Annotated in this window: 16 protein-coding genes; 12 read left to right on the top strand and 4 right to left on the bottom strand. The window is 57.7% G+C overall.

The genetic code is table 11. The features are described 5' to 3' along the window. Positions 1-53: 53 nt before the first annotated feature. Entirely contained in the window at positions 54-827 is a 774-nt protein-coding gene (locus GG681_RS11460) for a hypothetical protein (RefSeq protein WP_153548146.1), read from the top strand. Between the two features lie 22 nt (positions 828-849). Here GG681_RS11460 and GG681_RS11465 read toward each other — a convergent pair whose 3' ends face one another. Both GG681_RS11465 and GG681_RS11470 read right to left on the bottom strand, forming a co-directional pair. Continuing rightward, positions 850-1,863, bottom strand: coding sequence for a TraB/GumN family protein (locus GG681_RS11465; RefSeq protein WP_153548147.1), 1,014 nt, complete (start codon positions 1,861-1,863; stop codon positions 850-852). A 92-nt stretch (positions 1,864-1,955) separates the two neighbouring features. Continuing rightward, on the bottom strand, positions 1,956-2,999 hold the full coding sequence (locus GG681_RS11470; RefSeq protein WP_153548148.1) for a TraB/GumN family protein: 1,044 nt from the start codon (positions 2,997-2,999) through the stop codon (positions 1,956-1,958). A 114-nt stretch (positions 3,000-3,113) separates the two neighbouring features. On the opposite strand from GG681_RS11470, the gene GG681_RS11475 reads away from it, so the two are divergent. Beyond that, entirely contained in the window at positions 3,114-3,791 is a 678-nt protein-coding gene (locus GG681_RS11475; RefSeq protein WP_153548325.1) for a DUF2161 domain-containing phosphodiesterase, read from the top strand. A gap of 172 nt (positions 3,792-3,963) precedes the next feature. Here the strand turns inward: GG681_RS11475 and GG681_RS11480 are convergent, their stop codons facing one another. After that, entirely contained in the window at positions 3,964-4,533 is a 570-nt protein-coding gene (locus GG681_RS11480) for a VPLPA-CTERM sorting domain-containing protein (protein ID WP_153548149.1), read from the bottom strand. A 623-nt stretch (positions 4,534-5,156) separates the two neighbouring features. On the opposite strand from GG681_RS11480, the gene groES reads away from it, so the two are divergent. The 3 genes from groES to GG681_RS11495 all read left to right on the top strand — a co-directional run bounded on the left by groES (position 5,157) and on the right by GG681_RS11495 (position 8,479). Beyond that, positions 5,157-5,444, top strand: a complete 288-nt coding sequence (gene groES, locus GG681_RS11485; RefSeq protein WP_153548150.1) for a co-chaperone GroES — start codon at positions 5,157-5,159, stop codon at positions 5,442-5,444. 63 nt (positions 5,445-5,507) lie between these two features. Beyond that, positions 5,508-7,148, top strand: a complete 1,641-nt coding sequence (groL, locus tag GG681_RS11490) for a chaperonin GroEL (protein WP_153548151.1) — start codon at positions 5,508-5,510, stop codon at positions 7,146-7,148. A gap of 215 nt (positions 7,149-7,363) precedes the next feature. Next, the gene (locus GG681_RS11495) at positions 7,364-8,479 is read left to right on the top strand and encodes an alkene reductase (RefSeq protein WP_153548152.1); all 1,116 of its coding nucleotides are present in this window, start codon (positions 7,364-7,366) and stop codon (positions 8,477-8,479) included. 197 nt (positions 8,480-8,676) lie between these two features. Here the strand turns inward: GG681_RS11495 and GG681_RS18025 are convergent, their stop codons facing one another. Then, entirely contained in the window at positions 8,677-8,805 is a 129-nt protein-coding gene (locus tag GG681_RS18025) for a hypothetical protein (protein WP_268969000.1), read from the bottom strand. A gap of 115 nt (positions 8,806-8,920) precedes the next feature. Between GG681_RS18025 and GG681_RS11500 the strand changes: the two genes are divergently transcribed. The 7 genes from GG681_RS11500 to GG681_RS11530 all read left to right on the top strand — a co-directional run bounded on the left by GG681_RS11500 (position 8,921) and on the right by GG681_RS11530 (position 14,714). Continuing rightward, positions 8,921-9,550, top strand: coding sequence for a VPLPA-CTERM sorting domain-containing protein (locus GG681_RS11500; RefSeq protein ID WP_153548153.1), 630 nt, complete (start codon positions 8,921-8,923; stop codon positions 9,548-9,550). Positions 9,551-9,697: 147 nt separating this feature from the next. Then, positions 9,698-9,958 (top strand): hypothetical protein, encoded by a 261-nt coding sequence (locus GG681_RS11505; protein ID WP_153548154.1) that lies wholly within the window; start codon positions 9,698-9,700, stop codon positions 9,956-9,958. Between the two features lie 94 nt (positions 9,959-10,052). After that, positions 10,053-10,673 carry a hypothetical protein gene (locus GG681_RS11510; RefSeq protein ID WP_153548155.1) on the top strand — a complete coding sequence of 207 codons (621 nt, stop codon included), beginning with the start codon at positions 10,053-10,055 and terminating at the stop codon, positions 10,671-10,673. A 223-nt stretch (positions 10,674-10,896) separates the two neighbouring features. Continuing rightward, positions 10,897-11,811 carry a LysR family transcriptional regulator gene (locus GG681_RS11515; protein ID WP_153548156.1) on the top strand — a complete coding sequence of 305 codons (915 nt, stop codon included), beginning with the start codon at positions 10,897-10,899 and terminating at the stop codon, positions 11,809-11,811. A gap of 99 nt (positions 11,812-11,910) precedes the next feature. Continuing rightward, positions 11,911-12,771: a DMT family transporter gene (locus tag GG681_RS11520; RefSeq protein WP_153548157.1), complete on the top strand. Its 861-nt coding sequence runs from the start codon at positions 11,911-11,913 to the stop codon at positions 12,769-12,771. A gap of 45 nt (positions 12,772-12,816) precedes the next feature. Further along, entirely contained in the window at positions 12,817-13,566 is a 750-nt protein-coding gene (locus GG681_RS11525; protein ID WP_153548158.1) for an alpha/beta fold hydrolase, read from the top strand. Continuing rightward, positions 13,563-14,714, top strand: coding sequence for an alpha-D-ribose 1-methylphosphonate 5-triphosphate diphosphatase (locus GG681_RS11530; RefSeq protein ID WP_153548159.1), 1,152 nt, complete (start codon positions 13,563-13,565; stop codon positions 14,712-14,714). The genes GG681_RS11525 and GG681_RS11530 overlap by 4 nt, the downstream gene beginning before the upstream one ends. Positions 14,715-14,744 lie beyond the last annotated feature (30 nt).

Raw genomic sequence — 14,744 nt, forward strand, 5'->3', positions numbered from 1 at the left:
ATGTATCCGGGTCCGGGCAGCCTGAAATCAGATTTCATTTTATGGGTTTTGCAATGTTGCGTTCTGCTTTTCTGGCACTTTCCCTGATGCCTGCGCTGGCCTGCGCCGAGCCGCTGTTTCCCAATTCGGTGGTGTCCAACGATATCGATTTTATCAAAACCTCTGACCCCAGCCTGTTTCACTGCATGCGCTATGTCGGGAAAGAGCGCAAAGAGATGCCGGACAAACGCGGTGGTGCGCTGTTTGCGGATGGGGTCCATGTGTTTGAAACCCGGTTTCAGGATGGGGCGCAGATTGGCGTCTGGGTGCATCCCGACATTGGCGATCGCACTGCGGCCAAGCGGGTGGTTGAACAGCTTGTCGGGCCGCTTGGACGTCTGCCCAGCCTGATGCGGGTGAACCTGGATCATGTTGTGATCCACAAAGGCGATGAAACCGCATTTGCCGAAGATCTGGGCCGGTTCTTTGTTCTGTATGATCAGAACATGGCCAAACGCATACGTACCCATGATCTGGAAGAAACCGTGTTTCACGAAACGGTGCATGCCACGCTGGATCACGCCTTTGCATCCAATAAAGGCTGGAAAGAAGCACAGCGTCGCGATGGGGGTTTTGTCACCACCTATGCGGCCAATCATCCGGATGGAGAGGATCTGGCGGAAACGGCCCTGTTTGCCATGACCTATTTCCACCACCCCGAACGGCTGCCTGCCTCGGTGCGCACAAAGCTTGAACAGCAGGTGCCCAACCGGCTTGAATTTCTGTCGGGGCTTTTTGGGGCAGATAAGGTGATGCAGCTGAAACTGCGTGCGGTGCCCCCCTGCTAAGGGGGGGCAGGATCTGTACGGTTTAGTGGATGTCCGGGTAGTGCATCCGCTCAATTGTATAGCCGCTATTTTGCAACAGCTTAAGCAAGCCATGTTCACCTGACAGGTGCAGCGCACCAACGGCAATCACGATATTGTTGCCCTCTTGGGCTTCAATCACCGGCATCCAGGCTTCGTTGCGCTGGCGCAGCAGCCGGTCCATGAACCCATCCCAGATCTTTTCGGCGTCCTCTTTGGGCAGGGTGCCACTGGTGAGAAACTCCGCATGGGTCAGGGCCAGAAATTCGGCCACGCGTTCATCGAAATAGGCGGCAAGCATGGTGGTGATATTGTCCGCACCTTCGCCGCCGCCACCAATGAGCGCAATCTGCGGCCGCATCTGGCGCAGTTGCACATCCAGCGGATCTTCGTTCATCATGCGGATCACTTCCAGCGCGTCCTCAAGCGAGGCGAGCGGCACATTGGCCTGTTGGGCAACCCGTGCGATGCGTTTGTCGAGGCCAAGCTCAACATTTGTGCCGTCGCGCAGGCATGGGGGCAACGACAGCGCAGTCGCCAGAAACCAGGGCCGCATCTTGGCCGCCATCCACGGTGGAATGCCCGCAGCCTCGGCCTTATGGGCAAGCACGGCCCAGTCATCGGCTGGCAGGCGATCAATCAGGGTTGGCCCTTCGGTGATGAAAGTCAGTTCCGGCAGTTTCAGCAGATCCAGCTGCATCTGCTGGATGTCATCCGGGGTGCTTTCGAGAAACACAACATCCGCATCCTGCGTCATCGGAGCCAGCACGCCCATCAACGGATCAAGACGCGCATCATTGATATGGACGGTGCCAATCAGATTGAGGATGCGTTCGCCCCGTTGGGCGCGGTAAAAATTGCCTTCGGCAAAGGGAATGGCCGCCACTTCCGAGGTAACCGACTGGCGCAGCTCTGCGGCCATGCTCTGGCGCAGATCCTGACCATTGCAGGCGGCATAGCCCAGGCTTGGTGCCAGCAGCAGTGGCAGAAGAAATTTTGTAATCGTGTTCTTTAGCATTGTGATCTTAGTCCCATGGGGTCCGTGGGGTTGTGCGGCGATGATTTGGGCTGAGTGTTAGCACAGGCTTTGCCATCGCCCAAACGCCGTGATCAGAACGCGGCACGCGACAGGGTATAGCCTTGCTGTTTTAACAAGTTCAAAATGCCGTTCTCACCCGGCAGATGGGCGCTGCCCACCGCAACCACCACCCGCTCGCCGGGGAGGTTGGTCAGGCTGGTGATCCATTCCCGGTTGCGCCGGGTCAGCAGTGCGGAATTGAACAGCTTGTCCAGCCGCACCAATTCATTGGGTGGGGTGTCCACATAATGCTGCACAATCCACGGCTGCAGCAAAAACGCCTGCCAGACGGATTGGTCAAAATAAGCCTCGATCGGGGTGGCATCTTCTGGGCGGTTTGAGAGCAGCAGCGCAATATCGGTTTCCAGTATCCGCGCCTGATCGCGCACAGGGATACGGGCCATAACGGTAACGCTGTCGCCCACATTTTCGAGCGCGCCAATGGGGATGCCCTTGCGAATGGCAAAGCGTTCAATGCGATCATCCAGCCCGCGGTTCACCCCAAAGCCCAGCCTGCGGCAGTTGCTTTGTACCAGAAACGTGCTGATGGCCCAGGGTTGCAGCCGCTCCACCGCGCGGATGTCAAAGCCTGCGTTTTGCGCATAGGCCTGAAACTGGGCCCAGCCTTTGGCGGATAAGACATCTGCCAGGGTGCGCTCATTGGGCAAGAGGAACGCATTGCGGTTCTTGATGAAATCCTGCTGGAAATCGCTGACGGCGCTGGCGGTGACTTCAAAAAAGACCGCATCGGCCTTGGCAATCACCGGGCGCAGTTTGCGCATGATGCGGGCCATGCGGGGATCGCCGCTGTGCATGGTGCCAATGATATTGAGGGTCTGGCCGTCTTTTTGCGCCACCCAGTGATTGCCACGGGCAAAGGGGGTGCGCTCCATATCTTTGGCGAGCTTTTCAGCCACAGCCGTGGGCAGGTGGTTGCGGTAGTCAATGCCGGTGCAATTGGCCAGTGCAACACTGGCCTGAAGCGCCAGCCCCAGCCCCAGGCCCAGTCTTACGCCAGACGTTAGCCCCAAGCCACGCGGCAGGTGTTTTGTTACGGCCCGCAACAGCTGTTTCATCGTTGATCCTAATGTCTGCATGTGTCGTTGAGCTAACGATCAAAATCCCACCTTGGCAAGAGGGGTGGGGGCGATTGCTTGTCACTTATTGCTGAACCTGCCAATCATCGTGCCATGAAACGCGAAGATGAACTATATGCCCCGATCAAAGCGCTGCTGGAACGGCAGGGCTATGAGGTGAAGGGCGAGGTGGGGGCCGCCGATGTGGTGGCGCGCCGCGCCGATGAACCCCCGGTGGTGGTGGAGCTGAAGCTCAGGTTTTCGCTGTCTTTGTTTCATCAGGCGATTGCCCGGCTGGCGGTGACGGATCTGGTTTATATTGCGGTGCCGCGCCCCAGCGGGCAGCAGGCACGGCGGCAATTGCGCGACAATCTTGCGATGTGTCGTCGGCTGGGGCTGGGGCTGATCACCGTGCGGGGTGATGGGCGGGCTGAGGTGCAATGTGATCCGGGGCCTTATGCGCCGCGCAAATCCAAGGTGAAACAGGCGCGACTTTTGCGTGAATTTGACCGGCTGCGCGGTGATCCCAACCAAGGCGGAGCCACCCGGCACGGCATTGTCACCGCCTATCGTCAGGACGCGCTGGCCTGTGCCACCTATCTGGCCGAACATGGCGCCAGCAAAGGTGCCGCGGTTGCCAAAGGGGTGGCCGTGCCCAAGGCGACGCAGATCATGGCCAAAAACCACTATGGCTGGTTTGAACGGGTTCAGACCGGGATCTACCAGCTGAGCCCGGCAGGGATGCAGGGGCTGAAAGACTGGGCCTATAGCGGTGAAGAACCCGCGGGTTGAGTGCCGAACGCTGCGAAAGCTTGCGCAGGGGCCTTTTGTATAAAGGTTGCCCGTGTTGGGTTTCTTTCAAAAAATAAAGGGAGGCCAGAGCCTCCCTTTGATTTGTGAAATGTATTTTTGAAAAGGTCTTGCTGAAAAAGGGGTATTGGAGACCTTGGTGAATTTACTTTTTTTAAATTCGTGTGGCCTTTTTGCGGCGGCGCAGAGCGCCAAGGCCAAAAAGCCCACCGATGAGCAGCGCAGCCGAAGCAGGCAGCGGCACAGGCGCGATGCTATTGTCGACACCTGCATCATATGTGATCGAGCCCGACAGGTGGCGCACGGCGCCGTTCCAGTCTACTAAGGGGCTGAAATCAAACAGGATGTTCAGTTCGCCATCAGAGACCAGATTGGCAAAGACGCTTTGATCAATGGTGGCGGATCCGGTGTGCAGCTCGGTTTGCTGGGTGGCGCGGTCGCGATAGAAATCAAAGGCATCGTTGCGAGGGTTGTTGTCAAACACCCGGCCCAGCGAGAAACCGTCAATGGATACATCGACATATTCGCCAAACCAGTTCAGATCGCCGCGCACCGAGAACGTGAAGGTTGCATTACCGATGACAGTTGGCAGAGCCAGAAGATTGTTGAACTCAATATTCGGGCCAGCACCGTCTTGGGCGGTGGGACCAAATGCAATGGTGGCTGCCTGAGCACCTGCAGCGGATGCAAGACAGAGAGCAGCGGCTAGAATGTGGTGTTTCATCACCATTTCCTCATAATTGATATTTCGGATGCTCGGTGTATCTCAAAGTATTTTTAATTTTTCATACCCAAACAATCCGCTAAATTTGAAACATTGAATATTGGCGCTAGGGTATTGTTTCGACTTTTTCTGCGGCGGCACGAAGGGCGCATACTGTTGCCACAATGGCGGCACATTTCGCGGCTGGATCTGGATGTCATTGGCGGGGAGAACAGATCTTTGGTTGTGAAATCCATTCGATTCGGGGCGCAAAAAATGTGATTTGGCCCGTGCTGCCATCAATTTGGCCCGTGCTGTCACCAATAAGGTGACTACTTAGAACCCGGCGCAGTATCCGATGCGGTTGCCAGCGCAGTAGGCGTTTTGCACCAAATTCGCGCCTTGCGGACAATGGTATGGTTTCCAGCAGGCAGTAATGCGCCGTGATACGCCCTGTTGCGCAGGCTTTCTAAAGAGCGAGAGATTTTCTCAAATGACCCCGTTGACAGGACCCAATCCCAGACATAGCTTCCTTGCCGTTAGCACTCAGTCGATGTGAGTGATAATGATCCGGATCCGCTGCTTCCAAGAAGGGCGGGGCGGGTGTTTAGAGAAACAAACTTTGAGCTTAAGGAGCTGCAAAGATGGCATTGAAACCGCTTCATGACCGCGTGCTGGTGCGTCGCACCGAAAGCGAAGAAAAAACCGCAGGCGGCCTGATCATTCCCGACAGTGCAAAAGAAAAGCCTTCTGAAGGCGAAGTCGTCGCAACCGGCGAAGGCGCACGCAAGGACAGCGGTGAGCTGATCGCAATGGCTGTTAAAGCTGGCGACAAGATCCTGTTCGGCAAATGGTCCGGCACCGAGGTCACCGTCGACGGCGAAGAGCTGCTGATGATGAAAGAAAGCGACATCATGGGCATCATCGAGTAAGCCCTCGCGCTTCTCTGATCCCTATTTCGCATATTCTAACTTAATTCTCGAAGGAGAAAGAACATGGCTGCAAAAGACGTCAAGTTCGACACCGATGCCCGCAATGCAATGCTGCGTGGCGTGAACATTCTGGCCGACGCTGTTAAAGTAACCCTGGGCCCCAAAGGCCGTAACGTGGTTCTGGACAAATCGTTCGGCGCACCGCGCATCACCAAAGATGGTGTATCTGTTGCCAAAGAGATCGAGCTGGAAGACAAGTTCGAAAACATGGGCGCACAGATGGTGAAAGAAGTTGCTTCGCGTACCAACGACGAAGCAGGCGACGGCACCACCACCGCAACCGTTTTGGCACAAGCCATCGTTAAAGAAGGTCTGAAGCAGGTTGCTGCTGGCCTGAACCCGATGGATCTGAAGCGCGGCATCGACCTGGCAACTGCCAAGGTTGTTGAAGGCATCAAAGCCTCTGCACGTCCGGTTGCAGACAGCGACGAAGTTGCGCAAGTGGGCACCATCTCTGCCAACGGCGAAGCGGAAATCGGTCAGCAGATCGCAGACGCGATGCAGAAAGTTGGCAACGAAGGTGTTATCACCGTCGAAGAAAACAAAGGTCTGGAAACCGAGACAACTGTTGTTGAAGGCATGCAGTTCGACCGTGGTTACCTGTCACCTTACTTTGTCACCAACCCTGACAAGATGACTGCAGAACTCGAAGACTGCATGATCCTGCTGCACGAGAAGAAACTGTCTTCGCTGCAAGCCATGGTTCCGCTGCTGGAATCTGTGATCCAGTCGCAAAAGCCGCTGCTGATCATTGCAGAAGATGTTGAAGGCGAAGCGCTGGCAACTCTGGTTGTGAACAAACTGCGCGGCGGTCTGAAAATCGCAGCTGTTAAAGCACCTGGTTTCGGCGATCGCCGCAAAGCCATGCTGCAAGACATCGCGATCCTGACCGGTGGCCAGGTGATCTCTGAAGATCTGGGCATGAAGCTGGAAAACGTCACCATGGACATGCTTGGCACCGCCAAGAAAGTTCAGATCACCAAAGACGAAACCACTGTTGTGGACGGCGCTGGTGAGAAAGCAGAGATCGAAGCACGTGTTGCTCAGATCCGCGGCCAGATCGAAGAAACCTCTTCCGACTACGACCGTGAAAAACTGCAAGAGCGCGTTGCGAAACTCGCAGGCGGCGTTGCGGTTATCCGCGTTGGCGGCATGACCGAAGTAGAAGTAAAAGAGCGCAAAGACCGTGTTGACGATGCGCTGAACGCGACCCGCGCGGCCGTTCAGGAAGGCGTCATCGTTGGTGGTGGTGTTGCTCTGGTTCAGGCTGGTAAAGCGCTGGTCGGTCTGGAAGGCGCAAACGCTGACCAGAACGCTGGTATCAAAATCGTCGCAAAAGCAATCGAAGCGCCGCTGCGCCAGATCGCTGAAAACGCCGGTGTTGACGGTGCGGTTGTTGCGGGCAAAGTCCGTGAATCCGTTGAAACCTCCTTTGGCTTCAACGCACAGACCGAAGAATATGGCGACATGTTCTCCTTCGGCGTGATCGACCCTGCAAAAGTAACCCGTACCGCTCTGGAAGATGCGGCATCGGTTGCAGGTCTGCTGGTCACCACCGAAGCTATGGTTGCAGACAAGCCCTCCAAAGAAGGCGCAGGCGCACCTGCAATGCCCGACATGGGCGGCATGGGCGGCATGATGTAAGACGAATTTCCACCGGAAATTCTGTCTACACTGCAGTGCAAAGGCTCCCCCTGGGGAGCCTTTGTCACATCTGTAGCCGGGAATTGGCTGCAAAGGAGGGCTCACCAGATTGGTGGGCCCTTTTTTGTGGCGGCGGTGGTGGCATTGCGGTTGATTAATTAGGTCAACTGTCCCAGATTGATTAGGTCAAATGACCTAGAATCACGGAAGCTATTATGGATCATATTTTTTCTCCGCTTGCATTGGGATCGCATACCTTGGCCAACCGGCTGGTGATGGCACCGCTGTCGCGCAGCCGCGCCACGCCGGAAGGGGTGCCAAGCCCGATGATGGTGCGCCACTATGGCGATCGGGCCACCGCGGGGCTGATCATTTCGGAATCGGCACCCATCTCACAGCAGGGGGTGGGCTATCCCAACACGCCCGGACTGTTTACTGACGCCCAGACCGCAGGTTGGTTGCGGGTGTTGAATGCGGTGCATTCTGCCGGGGGGCATATGTTTGCACAGCTGCAGCATTGTGGCCGTATTTCACACCCTTCGCATCAAGAAGGTGGCATATTGCCGGTCTCGGCCTCGGCGGTGAAACCCGAAGGAGTTGCAGTGACGGCGCAGGGCTATCTGCCGTTTGAAACCCCGCGCCCGCTGGAGATGGGGGAAATGGCGGATGTGGTGGCGCAGTACCATCAGGCGGCGCTGAAGGCCAAAGCAGCAGGGTTTGATGGTGTGGAGGTACATGGCGCCAATGGCTATCTGATTGATCAGTTCCTGCGCGATGGCACCAACCAGCGCCAAGATGGTTATGGCGGCACGATTGAGAACCGGCTGCGTCTGCTGCAAGAGGTTCTGGATGCGGTGACGCAGGTCTATCCGGCCGATCGGGTGGGGCTGAAACTGTCACCGGAAAACAGCTTCAACGATATGTCAGATTCAGACCCACAGGTGCATTTTGAAACCATCGTGACGGCGATTGCGGATCGGGGTCTGGCCTATCTTCATGTGACCGAGGCAAGCATGAATGTGTTTGGCCACATCAAAGATGCCCCCAAGAGTGTGGATTACGTCAAGCTGCGCCGCCTGTTTCCCGGGCGCTATATCGCCAACAATGGCTACACTCAGGCGCGGGCAGAGGCCGCGATCCGCGCGGGCCATGCGGATATGGTCGCCTTTGGCGAGGCGTTTCTGGCCAATCCTGATCTGGTGCACCGTTTCCGCGCGGGGCTCACGCTCAATACGGTTGATCGCACCACGTTCTATCAGGGTGGTGAGATGGGCTATAATGACTACCCCTTTGCCACGGCGGCGACTGCCGGGCTGGAGGCAGCTATCTAACAGCAAGAACTGCCCGAAACGGTGAGAAAGAGAGGCCGAGCTATGCTGAGGATCCGGCAGTCTAACTGTCGAAAATCTTATCTGGCTCGGCCTCGGTATTTACGGATTTAAGGCGATCGAGGGCGTTCATCTGACCTGTTTTCTGGCGCAATTGGGCTGGTGTGAAGGGGGGATTTGGGTGCCCGAATGATTCGAATTTAAAGTGTTATTTTGATCTTTGCCGCTGCGGGGAAAGTGGCAAAGGGGCGTTTTTCGCCCAGCCCGGTTGATGCCATCCGGCTTTTTCGGGCCAATGTTGCGGTCAATCTCAAGCGGGCCTTTGCCATTGTTTCTCTCCTGAAAACATTAATTTTTTATGTTGAAATGTTGTTTTTGACGTCTAGGCTGATCTGCACGTTTAATGAGTAACCCATCCGATCCATCCATTTTTGGGGGAAAGAAATGAAGTTTAAGAGTGTTTTCTGTGCGGCGCTTGCAGCTGTGACTTTGACTGGTGCGGCCTCTGCTGCGACCTACAGCGCGAATAACCTGGGGCTGATCGCGGACAACTCAACCCGCACCCATCTGTTTGATGTGACCGAGACTGGGCCGATTTCGAATGTTGAAATTCAGGTGGATTTTTCGACATGTGGCGGCAGCTACAGCTCTGCGACTGGCCCCTGCACCAGCGTGGGATTTCCGTTCAACAATGAGCTGAGCCTGACCCTGACCAGCGCAGCCGGGACAGCGATTGATCTGGTGACAACGGGAACCTACTCGGGCTCCGCGTTTGGTGCGTTTTCTGTGCTGTTTTCTGACACAGCCGCCAGCACCGTGAGCGGAACCCCAACCAGCGGCACGTTCCGCCCGATTGATACGCTTGCGGATCTGATTGGCGAAAATGCATTTGGTCAGTGGAGCCTGTCGATCAGCGATACGTTTATATTTGACCCCAAACGCCTTGATGGGTTCTCGCTGAGACTGACCTCCGGGGATGGCTCGATTGCGCCAGTGCCATTGCCTGCGGCATTGCCGCTGATGCTTGTGGGGCTTGGTGGGTTGGCCGCACTGCGGCGCCGTCGTCGCGGCTGATTTCGCAAAACCTAGCAGAGATCTGAGGCCACCCCGATGGGTGGCCTTTTGTGTGGGTGTTTCTTCTGCGTGCTTGCCTTTTGTGGCGGGCTCGGAAATAGCTGTGATATGTCACGCAAAGATCCCAGACGTCGGATGATGGTGCCAATGAGTGCGCAGGAACGCGTCGCCCTGAGGGCGCTGGCGCGCCGTGGGCTGGGGGATGCGCTGCGTCGGGTGGTTGTACAGGAGCTGTTGCTGGGGCTTAGGCCGCAGCCACTGACCACAGCACAGACTGCGCTGCCGCTACAATTGCCGCGCAAGACCCAGCAACAGCTGGCGGATCTTGCCGATCTTCATGGTGTTTCCACCGCCGAAATCGCCCGTCAGGCATTGGCGCAGCACCTGCGACGCCAGGGGGGGTTTTAAGCGGCAGATCACAGTTGCGCGAGCATCTTAAAATCGCCTGAATTCGCCTTCATGAATACATCTATAGGTTGATTTATTTGTAGGTGTATTCACCATGAGATATGTGAGCGTTGTGGCGCTGGCGCTGTCCGCACTGTTTGGAGCCGCGGGTGCGGGCATTTTGCCCCCAGCTGAGGTAACACCAGAGATCGTGGCCGAGCGAGGCTGTATTGAAGGGGTCAGCCATCCAAGCGAAGAGGCGTTGAATTTTGACGCGCAGGCCAAGGCTTGTGATGACTATGTGCGCCTGCGGGCAGGGGATGCAGATGCGCGCAGAATGCGGGCCTGGCATTACTATGATCACGGCTCGGAGCGCATTCATTTTGAGATCGCCTATGAGCAGCTCAGTGATCTGATCAAGGCGGGTGAGGGCAAGGCGGTGGATTATTACTATCGCGGCCATTTGCTGGCGCTCAAATTTGGCCAGCCGCGCGCGGCCATCGCGGATTATGATGCGGCGATTTTGCTGCGCCAGGACAGCCCGCGCGCCCAATACCATTTTGCACGGGCGGCGATGCATCTGCAGCTGGGGGATGCGGCGCAAGATCCTGCGGAACTTCGGGCAGGGATCGCGGATCTGGAGATGGTGAAAGCCCTTGGCAAAGACAATGCGCGTGTGGCTGAGCATATGGCCTGGGCCAAACATCTGTTGAACAGGCTCGAACAGGTGAATTAGGCCTTACAGCAGCCATCTGGTGAATGTGGCATGGTCAAAGCGGCAGCGCGGTTTTGCGGATCTGGGTGTAGCTACGCTGTGGGGTGTTTGTTGCTGCGCGGGCACAGGCGGTTTGTAACATCTTGGTAAAAACAAGACTTGCGAGCATAAAATATGCATCATTCCCGTAATGAGTGATCTTGCCACCCTTGGCAGAGCGTGACTTTAAACGGTAGAAATCCTTATGGAACAGCCAGAGCCAGATATCTGGCGAGACCTGGCGGTGCTGCTTGCGGTTGGTGAAGCCAAGACGTCAGCCGCGGCAGCACAGGCGCTGGGAATCAGCCAGGATACGATAAATTTGCGGATCGAACAGCTTGAGACCCGGATGGGCTCGGAGCTGATCTTGCGCCATGGGGAGGACTGGGCCCTAACCGATGCGGGCCTTGGGTTGGCGCATCAGGCGCGCAGTATTGCGGAACTGGTTGAGCGGCGCGGGCGACCGGCGCTGAAAGGCACGGATATGGTGCCGCCTTTGGTTCTGTGTTGTCCGGATCTGTTGTTTGAACATTTGTTGTTGCCGATCTGGTATCGCATTCAGGATCAGCTGCCGGAGCAGCCCATTCAGCTGCGCACCGCCACCAATGTCACCGATCAAAGCGTGCGCGGCAATGATCTGACGCTGTGTCTGGGTCATAAGCTGCGCCCCAATGTGGTGGGACATGAGGTGGGGCAGGTGGCGTTCCGCCTGTATGGCCACCGCGATCTGTTTGATGCGGAGAAAACCCAGCAGCCGCCCTGCCATTTTGCGGTGGACACGCCGCAGCTTGCGGTGCCGGATCTGGTCTGGCCCAAGCTGGGGCAGACGCGCCGGGTCAGCTGCCCAAGCCTGACCATGGTGGCGGCTGCGGTCAAAGCCGGGCAGGGGATTGGGATCTTGCCTGAATTTATTGCGCGCCAGGATGAGGCGTTGGTGCCGCTGGATGGGGTTGAATTTGACGATTTCACCCTGTGGATCCTCAGCAGCCGCGCCAGCATTCGCCAGGATCACTATGCTGAACTGCTGCGCCGCAATGCCAATGTGCTGCGTCAATTGCTAAGCCGGGAAATGGCGTTGCTGCTGCAAGAGCCATCTGCGCCGCAGGCTGCGTCGTCCTAACGGCTGCACACGGTGAAGTGACATCGGATCGCTGTGTGATCGCTGTGTCGCCACCGATTGAGGATAGTATTGCACGTGCCCTGCCGCTAAGCAGGGCGAATGCGATTGATGACTCTTCTCTGCCTCACCCTGATTGCCTTTGCCGCCAATTCCGTATTGGGGCGCGCTGCTGTGGGCAATGGCCTGATGGATGCCACCGGGTTTGGCCTGCTGCGGCTGCTGTCTGGTGCGGTGATGCTGCTGATCCTGTGCCGGGCGCGGGGGCTAAAGATTGCACAGCCGCGCCGTATGAGCCTGTTTGGCGGCGCGTCGCTCACGCTTTATATGGTTGGGTTTGCGCTGGCCTATAAGGATCTGGATGCGGGGCTTGGGGCTTTGATCCTGTTTGCGGTGGTGCAGATCACCATGTTTGCCTGGGGCGCGTTCACAAACCAGCGCCCCGGCGCGTTGCAGCTGATGGGGGCGGCGCTGGCGCTGGTGGGGCTGGCCTATGTGGTCTGGCCTCGTGGCGGCGCGGCTGAGGTCAATCTTTTGGCTGCGGCCTTGATGGCGGTGTCTGGTTTGGGCTGGGGGATCTATTCACTGCTTGGGCGTGGTGTCAGCGTGCCGCTGGTGTCAACTGCGCTGAATTTCTGCTGGGCCAGCGTCATGATCCTGCCGGTTTTGCTCTATGTGGGCGGTGGCACTGTCATCACCCTTCAGGGCGCCGTGCTGGCGGTGGTGTCGGGCGCGATCACATCCGGGCTGGGCTATGCATTGTGGTATTCGGTGCTGCCGCAGCTGCCGGGACCGGTGGCTGCAACCGTACAGCTGAGCGTGCCGGTGCTGGCTATTCTCGGCGGCGCGTTGTTCTTGGCAGAGCCGGTGGGGCTTGCGCTGGTGATTGGATCGGCGTTGATCCTTGGTGGCATTGCGCTGGTGGCTTTGGCCCCCAAGCCCAAGGTTGTGGCGACCTCCTGAACACAGCCTCTTTTGTTTGGGATGCGCGGGCCTTATCTCGGGCTTATGAATGTGTTTCGATCCAGTGTTGTGGCGGCGTTCCTATGTGGCGCGGCCCCCGTTTCCGCTGACTGTGTAATTTTGCTGCATGGTCTTGCGCGCAGTGAGGCGTCGTTTCTGGTGATGGAGGCCGCGCTAGAGCGCGAAGGCTACCGTGTGGTGCGTCCGGGCTATCCCTCCACCCGCAAAAACGTGTCTGAGCTTGCCCGCGAAACCCTGCCAGCGGCGTTTGAGCAATGTGGTGCAGAGACTTCCCATATTGTCAGCCATTCCATGGGCGGCATTCTGACCCGGCTGTATCTGGCAGAGAGGCGGCCCGAAACGCTGGGGCGCGTGGTGATGCTGGGCCCGCCCAATCATGGCAGCGAACTGGTGGATGAGCTGGGCGACTGGGCGCTGTTTGAGCTTTTGAACGGCCCCGCGGGGATGGAGCTTGGCACTGGTGATGGCGCATTGATCCAGCAGCTGCCGCCGGTGGATTACCCCTTGGGGGTGATTGCGGGCACGCGCTCGCTGAACCCGCTGTTTTCGGCGCTGATCCCCGGCAAGGATGATGGCAAAGTTTCTGTCAAAAGCACCGCAGCTAAAGGAATGACAGCCCAGATCGTGCTGCCGGTGACCCATACGTTTATGATGAATGATCCGGTGGTGATTGCGCAGGTCGTGCATTTTTTATCTGAGGCGCGTTTTGACCCTTCCCTTGGCTGGCGGGATGGGGTTTTTGGCACCACTGAGCAAGGCAAGGACAAAAGATGAGCGGGCTGGACATCACATTGGTGGGCGCAGATGTGCTGCGCCCCGACGGGCTGGACCAAGCGGGCAGCATTTCTATCACCGGCGCTGAGCTGAGCGACGCTGCGCAGGCGCGTCAGGTGGATCTCAAGGGTTTTCTGGTGCTGCCGGGCATTGTCGATGTGCATGGCGACGGGTTTGAACGTCATCTGGCCCCGCGTCGCGGTGCGATGAATGAGATGGATCAGGGCGTGCTTGCAGCCGAGGCTGAGTTTGCGGCCAATGGGATCTCCACGGCCGTGCTCGCGCAGTTTTACAGCTGGGAAGGGGGCTTGCGCGCGCCAGAGTATGCGGAGCGCGTGTTTACCGCGCTGGCTGCGGTGCGGGGGCAAGTCGCGACTGATCTGATGCCGCAGCTGCGGTTTGAAACCCATATGATTGATGACTACGCCGCGCTGCCCGATCTGATTGCGCGCTATGATCTGCCTTATGTGGTGTTCAACGACCATCTGCCCCATGCAAAACTCGCGGCAGGTAAAAAACCACCCCGGCTGGTGGGGCAGGCGCTGAAGGCCGCACGCAACCCGGATGTGCATCTGGCAATGATGCAAGAGATGCACGCGCGCCGGGATGAGGTGCCAGCGGCGCTTGATGCCCTATGTGAGCTGCTGCGCGCGCGTGATGTGCGCATGGGCTCCCATGATGATCAAAGCGAGGCAGGGCGTTCCGAGTGGCGCGCGCGTGGGGTGAAGATCAGCGAGTTTCCCGAAACGCAAGAGGCAGCAGAGGCTGCGCGCGCGGGTGGTGATTACATCATTTTAGGCGCGCCGAACGTGGTGCGCGGGGGATCCCACAATGGCAATGTATCGGCCAAGGATCTGATTGCCGAGGGGCTGTGTGATGCGCTGGCGTCAGATTACCACTATCCCAGCCCACGCCGCGCCGCGCTTTTGCTGGAGCGCAGCGGGGTGCTGGATCTTGCCGGAGCCTGGCATCTGGTGTCGCGCGGCCCGGCAGATGTGTTGGGGCTGAAGGATCGTGGTGAGATCAAACCGGGCCTGCGCGCGGATCTGACCATTCTGGAGGCTGACAGCAAACGGGTGGCAGCAACGCTGTCTGGCGGTGTGGTGAGCTATATGAACGGGGCGATTGCAGCGCGTTTTTTGCGCTAGGGGCGCTATATTCCTGACCTGACAGCGCGT

Origin of the sequence: Tritonibacter aquimaris (assembly GCF_009617595.1) — a bacterium.
Lineage (GTDB): Bacteria > Pseudomonadota > Alphaproteobacteria > Rhodobacterales > Rhodobacteraceae > Epibacterium > Epibacterium aquimaris.

Coding starts and splice junctions, on each gene's coding strand:
- GG681_RS11505 (WP_153548154.1), top strand. CDS start 9,698: ATGAGTGCGCAGGAACGCGTCGCCCTGAGGGCGCTGGCGCGCCGTGGG.
- GG681_RS11470 (WP_153548148.1), bottom strand. CDS start 2,999: ATGAAACAGCTGTTGCGGGCCGTAACAAAACACCTGCCGCGTGGCTTG.
- groES (WP_153548150.1), top strand. CDS start 5,157: ATGGCATTGAAACCGCTTCATGACCGCGTGCTGGTGCGTCGCACCGAA.
- GG681_RS11520 (WP_153548157.1), top strand. CDS start 11,911: ATGCGATTGATGACTCTTCTCTGCCTCACCCTGATTGCCTTTGCCGCC.
- GG681_RS11510 (WP_153548155.1), top strand. CDS start 10,053: ATGAGATATGTGAGCGTTGTGGCGCTGGCGCTGTCCGCACTGTTTGGA.
- GG681_RS11460 (WP_153548146.1), top strand. CDS start 54: ATGTTGCGTTCTGCTTTTCTGGCACTTTCCCTGATGCCTGCGCTGGCC.
- groL (WP_153548151.1), top strand. CDS start 5,508: ATGGCTGCAAAAGACGTCAAGTTCGACACCGATGCCCGCAATGCAATG.
- GG681_RS11475 (WP_153548325.1), top strand. CDS start 3,114: ATGAAACGCGAAGATGAACTATATGCCCCGATCAAAGCGCTGCTGGAA.
- GG681_RS18025 (WP_268969000.1), bottom strand. CDS start 8,805: ATGGCAAAGGCCCGCTTGAGATTGACCGCAACATTGGCCCGAAAAAGC.
- GG681_RS11495 (WP_153548152.1), top strand. CDS start 7,364: ATGGATCATATTTTTTCTCCGCTTGCATTGGGATCGCATACCTTGGCC.
- GG681_RS11465 (WP_153548147.1), bottom strand. CDS start 1,863: ATGCTAAAGAACACGATTACAAAATTTCTTCTGCCACTGCTGCTGGCA.
- GG681_RS11500 (WP_153548153.1), top strand. CDS start 8,921: ATGAAGTTTAAGAGTGTTTTCTGTGCGGCGCTTGCAGCTGTGACTTTG.
- GG681_RS11530 (WP_153548159.1), top strand. CDS start 13,563: ATGAGCGGGCTGGACATCACATTGGTGGGCGCAGATGTGCTGCGCCCC.
- GG681_RS11525 (WP_153548158.1), top strand. CDS start 12,817: ATGAATGTGTTTCGATCCAGTGTTGTGGCGGCGTTCCTATGTGGCGCG.
- GG681_RS11480 (WP_153548149.1), bottom strand. CDS start 4,533: ATGAAACACCACATTCTAGCCGCTGCTCTCTGTCTTGCATCCGCTGCA.
- GG681_RS11515 (WP_153548156.1), top strand. CDS start 10,897: ATGGAACAGCCAGAGCCAGATATCTGGCGAGACCTGGCGGTGCTGCTT.